The sequence below is a fragment of the Desulfovibrio sp. 1214_IL3152 genome (assembly GCF_036763055.1).
Taxonomy (GTDB): Bacteria; Desulfobacterota; Desulfovibrionia; order Desulfovibrionales; family Desulfovibrionaceae; genus Desulfovibrio.
On the sequence record NZ_JBAIYW010000399.1, the window covers coordinates 1 to 9741 of the forward strand.

General features: G+C 56.1%; 8 protein-coding genes and 1 riboswitch. Of the genes, 2 read left to right on the forward strand and 6 right to left on the reverse strand.

Annotated features, from left to right (window positions below):
* Positions 1–606 precede the first annotated feature (606 nt).
* Complete coding sequence (locus V6C07_RS08615; RefSeq protein ID WP_291440230.1) at positions 607–1029, forward strand: hypothetical protein; 423 nt, start codon at positions 607–609, stop codon at positions 1027–1029.
* 439 nt (positions 1030–1468) lie between these two features.
* Positions 1469–1894, forward strand: coding sequence for an aspartate 1-decarboxylase (locus V6C07_RS08620; protein ID WP_333535989.1), 426 nt, complete (start codon positions 1469–1471; stop codon positions 1892–1894).
* Positions 1895–2102: 208 nt separating this feature from the next.
* Here the strand turns inward: V6C07_RS08620 and cycA are convergent, their stop codons facing one another.
* From cycA to V6C07_RS08650, 6 genes are all read right to left on the reverse strand, one after another.
* Entirely contained in the window at positions 2103–3524 is a 1422-nt protein-coding gene (gene cycA / locus V6C07_RS08625; protein ID WP_333535990.1) for a D-serine/D-alanine/glycine transporter, read from the reverse strand.
* 895 nt (positions 3525–4419) lie between these two features.
* Positions 4420–4509: riboswitch (glycine riboswitch) on the reverse strand.
* Positions 4510–4661: 152 nt separating this feature from the next.
* The gene (locus V6C07_RS08630; RefSeq protein ID WP_333535991.1) at positions 4662–5696 is read right to left on the reverse strand and encodes a J domain-containing protein; all 1035 of its coding nucleotides are present in this window, start codon (positions 5694–5696) and stop codon (positions 4662–4664) included.
* Between the two features lie 3 nt (positions 5697–5699).
* Complete coding sequence (locus V6C07_RS08635; protein WP_333535993.1) at positions 5700–6149, reverse strand: YkgJ family cysteine cluster protein; 450 nt, start codon at positions 6147–6149, stop codon at positions 5700–5702.
* A gap of 3 nt (positions 6150–6152) precedes the next feature.
* Positions 6153–6584, reverse strand: a complete 432-nt coding sequence (locus tag V6C07_RS08640; protein WP_333535994.1) for a CoA-binding protein — start codon at positions 6582–6584, stop codon at positions 6153–6155.
* 267 nt (positions 6585–6851) lie between these two features.
* Entirely contained in the window at positions 6852–8882 is a 2031-nt protein-coding gene (locus V6C07_RS08645) for a cation:proton antiporter domain-containing protein (protein ID WP_333535996.1), read from the reverse strand.
* Between the two features lie 416 nt (positions 8883–9298).
* Positions 9299–9741: ABC transporter ATP-binding protein (locus tag V6C07_RS08650; RefSeq protein WP_333535997.1), on the reverse strand; the 443-nt coding region annotated here is incomplete at its 5' end.

Consider the following 9741-nt stretch of genomic DNA (forward strand, 5'->3'; position numbering starts at 1 on the left):
TCGTGCCGAGCTCACCACAGGCCACAAGGCGCTGCAAAAAGCAGCGCGTTAATTCATAGGTTTTTCCTGACCCGGCAGACGCTTTGACCTGACGCAGATGATGCATGAATACTCTCGTGTTTTCGCACCGGGCCGCCCGGCTGCGGTGTGCCAAAAAAGGTTTCGGCCGGCCGTAGCCATGTGTGCAGTTTCCGCAGGTAACCGGAGAAGCGCAGCACGGGCCGTCAGCGTGCAATCATGCCAAACCGGCGGCCTTGAGTCGAGAAGGAAAGTCCGGGCGGGCCTGTGACGGCGTTTAGCGCCGGTTTGTCAGAAAAATCGCACCAAGAATATTCACGCAGCCACCAGAGCAAATTCAAAGTGAAAATGCTCTAAAAAACATGGCCGGCGCAGTACTCTGAAACGACGGCTTGCGCAAGCTGCGCGCTGTCGAGCACGGTGGGCGCGTGGCGGAACTGCCTAAAATATTTTTAAAAATAAGTCTAGATTTTATCTTGAAAATCTGCTTTAATTGATGTAGCGCTTTATAGAACATGGTGTAAAATAAGGTTCGGCTGCTCTGTGTGCCGGACGGAACATAAAATACAGTTTTTTCCCGGGGGCATCATGCCGCAAGTCGCAGCACGCATCAATGAAGAACAGGAACGCTGGCTCAAGGATTATTTTCGTACCAAGAGCGCTGGCGCGGAGTTTATTCTGCCTTGGGCTGTGGACACGTTTTTCCGGGCCATCACGGGCATAAAGCATATATTCAGCGGGCCGGAACTGAAGACCATTGTCGAGGCGCACAAAGATATGAAGCTCATGCCCGACCACACGCGCCTTTCGTATCTCATACTGCGCGTTTCTGACGCCTGCGATGTCAACGGCGTGCATCTGCGCCACGGAGCCAGCAAATCAAGCCTTGAATCAAAAATCAAGAGCCTGGACGACACGCAGGCCACGGCCCTTATGGTGTGGGCCTCGGCTTTTTGGGTCAGCCGCAACTGCTCGGCTGAAAATCTGGACGAGTACATCAAGGCGTATTGATCTTTGTTCGTGGAATCCGTAGGTTCAAGGCCGCTCCTGCGGCCTTTTTCATTTTACGAATTCTGCCTCGCCCGGAAGCCCCAGGGTGTTTGCCGGCATTGCGCATGCACGCCAGCGGCTGCGTGAGCAGTCGCCCGCCGTAAAGATGCAAGCGCAGCTTCAGCCGTTACGACAAAGGAAGTTACGGATGCTTCAGAAATCGTAACGCAGGAAAATACGCTTGCAGGCAGCATGTGTAACGATCGGCCTGTTTCCATACAATCGCTGTCGCCATTCGTAAGGCTCGCAGGCTCGCCAACGATTGCCGCGAAGACAGCAGAGCTATTTACTTGCGCGGTTAAGCATCGAAGCGAGCGTGTCTTAAACTTTGAGAATGTACATTCTCAAAGTTGATCGCCGTGCGCGATCCCGCGCGGCACGTTTTGAAAGAGAGAGAAAGATGCTGAAGATTTTACGCGCCAAATTGCATGGCATCCGCGTAACGGAATGTGTGCTGGACTATCACGGATCCATTACCCTTGACCCGGAAATATGCGGGCTGGCGGGCATCATGCCGCTGGAATTCGTCTATATCTGGAACAAGCACAGCGGGCAGCGCATTTCGACCTATGTCATTTACGGCGAGGCCGGATCGCGCTGCTGCGTCCTCAATGGTGCGGCCGCGCGCACCTGCCAGAAAGGGGATGAGGTCATTATCAGCGCTTTTGAATATGTGGCCGGACCAAACGATATTTCCGAGCGCAGCCCTGTGGTTCTGACTTTTGACGCTCACAACAAGGTACAGGAAAGATTGCGCTATGTTGTGGAACAGAGGGATGACGGCATGTCTTTCAGCATCGCGGATGATCCTTTGCCGGACGCCTGATCTGCCGCTAATGAAAACTTTGAAATGTGAAGCACTTCAAAGTTAATCTGCTCTAGCTGCACAATATCATTGTGAGGATAAACGCAGAGGGAATATTGGGCGAATATTGAAAACATATATGTCCGCAAAATTGATATGTTTCATACAATATAAAAGGCCCGGTGTTTCCGGGCCTTTTATATTGATTTTTTTTTCAAAAAGCGGTTGCTTAGCGGTTGGTGTTGCTCTGCCGCTTGCTGACATGGTTCTTGTGGCTGAAGAAGTAGCTGATACCGAGAATGACGAACCACAGGGGCGTGGTAAGCATTGCCATGCGCGTATCAGCTTCAAAGGTCAGCAGAACGAGCACGATAGCGAAGAAAATCCAGCATATCCAGCAGGAAAATACGCCGCCGGGCAGCTTGAACTTGGAGGCCGCGTGACGTTCGGGGTGCTTCTTGCGGTAAACGTAGTATGAAACCAGAATCATTGACCAGACGAAGATGAAGCAGATTGCGGAGATGGTGGTCATGACGGTAAAGGCCGCCATAATGGTGGGCATGATAATGAGCATGGACGCGCCGAGAAGCAGGCAGAGGCACGAGAACAGCAGGCCGTTGGCGGGAACCCGGTGCGAAGACAGTTTGCCGAAAGACTTGGGGGCCACCCCGGCCAGCGACAGCCCGTAAAGCATGCGGCTGGTGGAATAGATGCCGCTGTTGGCGGAAGAGGCCGCCGAGGTCAGCACCACAAAGTTGACGATGCTGGCCGCAGCGGGAATGCCCACGGCCACGAAGGTGTGCACGAAGGGACTTGTTTCCGGGTCAATGGCTGACCAGGGCGTGATGCACATGATGGCTACCAGGGCAAACACGTAGAAAAACACGATACGGAAGGGGATGGTGTTGATGGCCTTGGGCAGGTTGACTTCGGGGTCCTTGGCTTCCGCCGCGGTGGTTCCGATCAGCTCAATGCCTACAAAGGCGAACATGGCTATCTGAAAACCCGCAAAGAAGCCGAAAATCCCCTTGGGGAACCATCCTCCGTGATCCCAAAGGTTGGACACCGCGGCCACATCGCCCGATATGGACGAAGTAAAGCCGGTAATGACCATGACCGCTCCGGCACAAATGATAGCCATAATAGCCACGATTTTGATGGAGGCGAACCAGAACTCCATTTCACCGAAAAGGTTCACTGAAACAAGATTGAGCCCCATAATCAGCAGCACGAAAAGAATGGAAGGAATCCAGACAGAAAGCGTGGGGAACCAGAAGTGGAAGTAGGAGGCTATGGCGATAACGTCCGCCGTGCCGGTAACAATCCAGCAGAACCAGTAGGTCCAGCCTACAAAAAAGCCTGCCCAGGGACCAACGATGTCCTCCGCCATGTCGGTGAAGGATTTATATTTCAGGTTTGAGAGAAGAAGTTCTCCCATGGCGCGCATGACAAGGTACAGAAAGGCCCCGATAATGGCGTATACAAAGATGATGGAAGGCCCGGCAAGGTTGATGGTTTTGCCGGATCCCATGAAAAGGCCTGTACCGATGGCGCCGCCAATGGCAATAAGCTGAATGTGCCTTTGGCTGAGACCGCGTTTGAGAGTATGAGGATCTTCATGTCCCACGGGGGGAGTGGGCTTGTCACTCATGGTGCGTGCTCCCTGTTTTTTGTTGGTGCTATGGGGTGATCGCTTTTTTACCCCGCACGAAAAGGCAATGTCTGTTTTTTCGGCGCGGAAAGAGCCTGTCCGGCCTGTGCCGCGCCTGCCTTGGTCTGGGTCCTCCTTGCGCAACAGCGGGGGGAGCTGGTGCGTCAGTTACAGGTAACTCGGTTCCGGGTCAAATAACGACCTGCTGACAGCAAAGGGTGAGAGGCCCGCGCCGCCTCGCAAAAAATGCGGGGCGGCCATGAGCCTTGAAAAAATGGTCATCTGTCTGGTGTGTGAACGTGTTGTGCGGAAAGCCCGGAAGGGCGTGGGCCGTGTGGCGTGATTGCCACGCAAAGGCCGAAGCGCCCTTTGCCGTACGCATTCTGGCTGGCATGGCATAAAAGCGCGCAGGCAGACACGGCAAAAAATCCGCGCGTGAAGCTGCGCTGGAAAATACCGCCAGAGGGGCCAAGCCGCTGTGGGAGATTTTTGCTGGCTGTTCAAGAACAGACGGGCATGCCTGGAAAGCAGACGGCCGCCTGTGCGATTTTACTGGATGGAAATTGCATGCCGTGGTGCGGCGCTGATCAATGTCAGAAGTGTGGGACTGTTCAGAAAAAGACACGAACAGCCTCGGCGGGGAAGCGTCTGATTCAAATGTTGTGATGGCGTAAAAAAGGCGGAAAAGACGAGAGCGAGCAAACAGAAGCGAAACAAATCCGCTGCGGCAGTTTGTTGCCCGCAGCACCTGCGGGCCTGTCCTGCGTGGTCAGTTGTGGCGCTTGGGCCGAAGGTGCGCCCAGAGCGGGGCTAATGGCGAATAAAAAAACGCCATGACAGTCACCTCGTTTCTGAGGTTCAACTTCTGTCATCAGCGTGTGCCAATTTCAGAGTGCGTCCGACCATGATCCTTTTGCCTGAGAGTTTCGATTGCTCTTGCCCCTTCGGCGTGCTGTCCAGCAGCAAGCTCTCTCATGGTCATCGTTCGCTTTTATGAAAATTCAATGCGAAGCATCTGCTGTGCTTTTCAGAAGTAGTAACTGCTTGGCATGACGATTGTCAAATAAGTTTTTTCACAATCGGGGCGGATTAGCGCAATTTTACCTGAAGGTTGCCCGCCCCCCGCCTGCTGCCGGGCTATTCGGTATACAGGGTAAGGTAAAGATCCCCTTGCCAGGGGCCAATGCGCTTGCCCAGGCCGCGCAAACGTATGGGTTTTCCCACGGTAAAATCGGGGGGCAGAGTTATTTCAACCGTTTTGAGTTCAGCCTGTAGGCCTTGGCGTATCTGCAGGCGCACCCGGCAGCCCGGCGCAAGGTTGGCTGCGGGCAGGGTAAGGCTTTGCTCTTCATCAATCTGTCGGCGCAGCCAGCCCCTGACCATGCCGGTGACGCCCTTTGTCATGTCGGCAGACCACTTGGGTGTACCCCAGGCCAGATTGCCTTTATGCAGCGGAGCGCTTTTCTTTTCTTTTGGCGCGGCCTTTGGCCTGGCCCTGTTTTGCGGGGCGGATTCCGCTGTATGGGTTTCGGTTGTGTCCTGCCGCGGCTTTTCGGCATGTTGCCGGTTCAGCTCGCTATAAATATCTTCAAAAACGCGGCGGGCAAAGGGATCGTTAAGCAGGTCGCGCAAAACATCCTGCTCGGCATAGGCTGTTCCTGCCGTGGCGTTGTGGTCTGTGGCGTTTCCTTCAGACCGGGCGCCTTTTTCGTTTTGGGCTTTTTTATCTTGTTGTTGGGCCTGGGCGCTCTCGTTGGGCTGTTCCGCGGCTTGGTCCGCCGTTTTTGCCTGCTGTTGCCCGGCAGCGCCAGCCCCGCCAGGTGGGGGAGAGCTTTGCTCTTCTGCCCGGCCGGCCTCTGCGGCGGCCCCGGAAGTTTTGTCGGCACCCTCGTCCGGATCTGCGTGTTTTTTGCTTTTTTGCGTCGCCTTTCGCGCCTCGGATGTGGCCCTGATGCCGTCTTCGTGCTTGAGAATGCCGGAAAGGGCCACATAGGCTTCATTGAGCCGCTGAAAATCGCGGCTGGCTTCCACATTGCCGGGGTTCAGGTCAGGGTGCAGCTCAAAGGCACGCCTGCGGTAAGCCCTTTTAACGGCGGCAAGGTCAGCGTTCTTCTCAAGTTTGAGAATCTCGTAGCATTCCTTGAGGGATATCTGGCGGGAGCGGCGTCGCATGAGTTATTTAAGGATAAGGGCGTTGGCTTCGCAGCTGCTGTCGCTGGCGAGCAGGCCGTTTTCATGCAGGTATTGACGCCCCTGGCGCTCAAAAGCCGCATGGGGAGCGTCGGCATTGATGCCCGGGCAGAATTCTTTAGCCATGGCAAGGCTTGCGGGGTCTTCAATATTGCCGCGAAAAAAGGGCCAGGCACGGCAGATGGCGGGCTTGCCCTCGTGGACGCCGCAGCCTTTCCCCTGCTGAAAGAAAACGCAGTAACCGTCTGCGCCGCTGCGGATTTTCAGCTTGCCGCCGACATGGTAGCAGTATCCTTCTATAACGGCTTCGGGGGCAAGCCCCATGTGTGCTGCCAGGCGCGTAAGGTCAGTGGGGCTGACCACAATTCCGCCGCGTCCTTCGCAGCAGTGACCGCACATGCGGCAGTTGAAAACCGTATCCGGTGAGACAGGCATGAATTATCCTTGAATAGTTGCGGCGTTGGGCAGAAGGCGGGCGTGCTCGACCATGATGCAGGCGTCCTCGATGACGGTGATGCCGAGAGCGGTCAGAAGAACCCTTGCCTCGGGCGAGTGTATGCCTTGCTGCATCCAGAACACAGCAGGCCGCCAAGGCAGGGCCAGCACTTCGCGCGCGTGTTCCGGGCAGTATTGTGGGGCGCGAAAAAGATTCACGATGTCCACGGGGCCTGGCAGGGACGCAAGGTCGGGATAGGCCGCAAGCCCCCAGACCGTTGTGCGTACCGGATGTACGGGATAAATTTCGTAACCTTTGTCTATAAGATAGCGGCCCACACGGTCAACGGGCTGACCGGGCTTGTCCTTGGCCCCGACAATGGCTATGCGCCGCGCCCGCTCAAGCTGGGCGCGCAATTCTTTGTGATCCTGCATATGGTCCCCGAAAAGTGTGGTGACAGAGGGCCGGCGGACGTTCTCCATCGGCAGTCTGCCATCCTAGACGGCTACAGAAAAATGCGCAAGCTTTCCTGGCAAGGAGGCCGGGCGTAGCGCCATGTTGCCGCTCTGTCGCCCTGGCGCAGGCCTGGCTCCCAGAGGCGGGCAGACTGGAATGTGCGCAGCGCGGCCTGTGCTGTGCGGTTATTTGCTGAAGTCCGGCAAGCTGCAAGAGCGGGGGCAATTCTCTTTGGAGTCCGGCATTCAGGCCGTTGGCTGGACTTCTTGCGGCTTGCCCCCCCTGCCGTCTCTGACATGCTCGCGCACTGGACCGGAAAACAGGGGCGCTATGGCGATAACCTTGTCGGTCTTGCCGAAGAGGTACACGATGTCGCCAGGCTCAAAAACCTCATCCGCACCCGGCGAGGCGTGAGTTATCCCTTCCCGCAGGATGGCAATAACCGTCACCCCGTGGCGGCGTCGCAATTCTGTTTGCGCCAGACTGCGGCCGCACAGGGGGGAGATCCCGGCAAGGCGCATGGCCTGTACGCCCATGTCGGGCAGGCGGTTTACAACGCTGTCCAGTGAGTCCGTCGCAGAACTCATGAGACGTATCATGCGGTAGTTCTCCTGCCGGATCCGGGCGGCAAAGGTGTCTATATCCTGTCTGGGTACAAGGTACTGGCTCAGCACTCTGGTGAAAATTTCAATGGAGGTTTCAAATTCCTCAGCAATCACTTCGTCCGCTCCAAGGTTGCGCAGGGCCGCCACCTCGGAAACAAAACGGGTGCGTGCGATGATATGGAGGTTGGGATTAAAGCGCCGCGCCTCAATGGTAATGGCGCGCACAGCCGAGGGGTCGGAGATGACAATCACCAGCACCCGCGCCCGGGTAACGCCCAGGTGCTCCAGCACCACGGGCTGCGAGGCGTCTCCGTGCGCGATGGGTTCTTTCTGGCGGTAGCGGCTGACGGTTTCGGGATTCATTTCCAGAATGGTGTATTCAATACCCGACTCTTTGGCCACATGGGCCAGATGCTTGCCGCTGATGCCGAAGCCAACGATAATCAAGTGATCTTCCAGGCGTTTTTTGCCTTCCTGCTCCGCAGCCTCTTCCTGCTGTTCGTTGCCGCGCTGCCCGGAAAAGCGGTCGGCCAGACGTGGGGCAATAGCCATAAGCCCGGGCGTAAGCATCATGGTCAGCACGCTTACGTCCAGAAAATTCTGATAGGCGTCCATGTCAAAAAGCCCGGCGCTCAGGCCAGAAGCCGCCAGCACAAAGGCAAATTCACCCACCTGTGCAAGGGAAAGGGACGTGACGATGGCCGCACGCAGGGGATAGCCCTGCACGAGCACCGCAGGCAGCGTGAGCAGGCTTTTGACCAGAATAAACAGGGCGGTGAGGCCAATGATGGAAAAAAAGTGTTTTCCAAAAAAATCCACATTGAGCATCATGCCCACGGAAATGAAAAACAGACTCATGAACACGTCGCGATAGGGCAAAATACCCGAAATGACGCTCATGCTGTACTGGGAGCGGGCCAGCAGCAGACCTGCCATAAACGCGCCCAGCGAAAGGGAAAGGCCCAGGGTGTTGGTCAGCAGGGCCATGCCGAGGCACAGCCCCAGTGTGGTGAGCAGCAGTATTTCTCTGGTGCGTGTACGCACCACGGCTTCCATGAGGCGGTCGAGGCCGAAGCGCGCGAAAAGCAGCACGCCACCAAGGGCCAGCACCACCCACAGGGTGGAAAAAAAGGCGCTTTCCAGCGAAAGGTGAAGGGTGCCGGAGAGCAGGGGAACGCACAGAAGCATGGGGGCCACCATAATGTCCTGGAAGACAAGAATGGCGAGAGACAGCCGCCCCGTGGGCGTATTGGTGGAGCCGCGTTCCTGCATGATGCGCAGTACGATGGCCGAGGACGAAAGGGCAACCAGGCAGCCCATAAATATGCCCTGCTGATAGGTGTAGCCGCCCAGAAGGCCAAGGCCCATAACAGCCAGAACGGTAAGCCCGATTTGCAGGCTGCCGCCCATAAATACCGGGCGTTTCAGGCGGTTGAGCGCCTCGCCGGAAAGCTCCATGCCGATGGTGAAAAGCAGCATGGCAACGCCGATTTCAGCCACATGGTCAATGGCTTCTCGGTCGCTGACTATGCCGAGCACGGACGGGCCGCACAAAACGCCTGTGAGCAAAAAGCCCACAGTGGCGGGCAGTTTGATTTTGTTGCAGGTAACGGTGACGAAGATGGAAAGCAGAAAGATGGTCACTATCTCATAGAGTAAAGGCACGTCCATAGGACCTCCGTGGCGGGCAAAATATCACTGCGGCCATAGCCACGCAAGCATCTTTCTGTGAATGGCATTAATTAACTTATATTTAGTGTAGTTATGTAAAAAAATAAGCGCGCTTCCGCCATGTTTTTCCGGCAGGTGCTGCCGTTTCTTTCCGGCGCGGGCACGGGCTGTCTGGGCGGGTGGGTCTTTACAGGGGACGCTGCAGGTTTTGCCGTGGTTGTTGTTTCATTCCGGCGCAGGGTGAAGGCAAAAAACGTCTGCCCGTTTTTAGAGCATTTTAACTTTGAAAAAGTGTAAATGCCCTAACGCTGCACGAAAGTGCAGCGCGCCACAACATGGCGTAGATTCAGTCGAAAATTACATTTTTCGGCTGAATGAAAACTTTGAAATGTGAAGCATTTCAAAGTTAATCTGCTCTAGAAAAGCACGTGAGGCTGGCCGTCGATGGTTTGCATGCGAACCGGGATGCCATATGTCCGGCTCAGGTCGTGTTCGTCCAGGGCCGATGCCGGTCCCTGGTACACCGGACATCCCTGGTGCAGCAGCGTGATATCCTGCGCATAACGCAGGGCATAGCTCAGGTGGTGCAGCACGATAAGCACGCACATGCGCTTGCGCTGGGCGAGTTTTGTAACTGTTTCAAGAATTTCCACCTGATTGCGGATATCCAGATGGTTGACCGGCTCGTCCAGCAGAAGCACCGGGGCTTCCTGCGCAAGGGCGCGGGCAATGAGCGTTTTTTGCAGTTCGCCGCCGCTGAGGCTGGTGACGCACTGTTTTTGCAGTGCCTCAAGGCCCAGTTCACCAAGGATGGCCTGTGTTTTCAGGCGGTCATCCGGGCCGGGCCGCCAGCCCATGC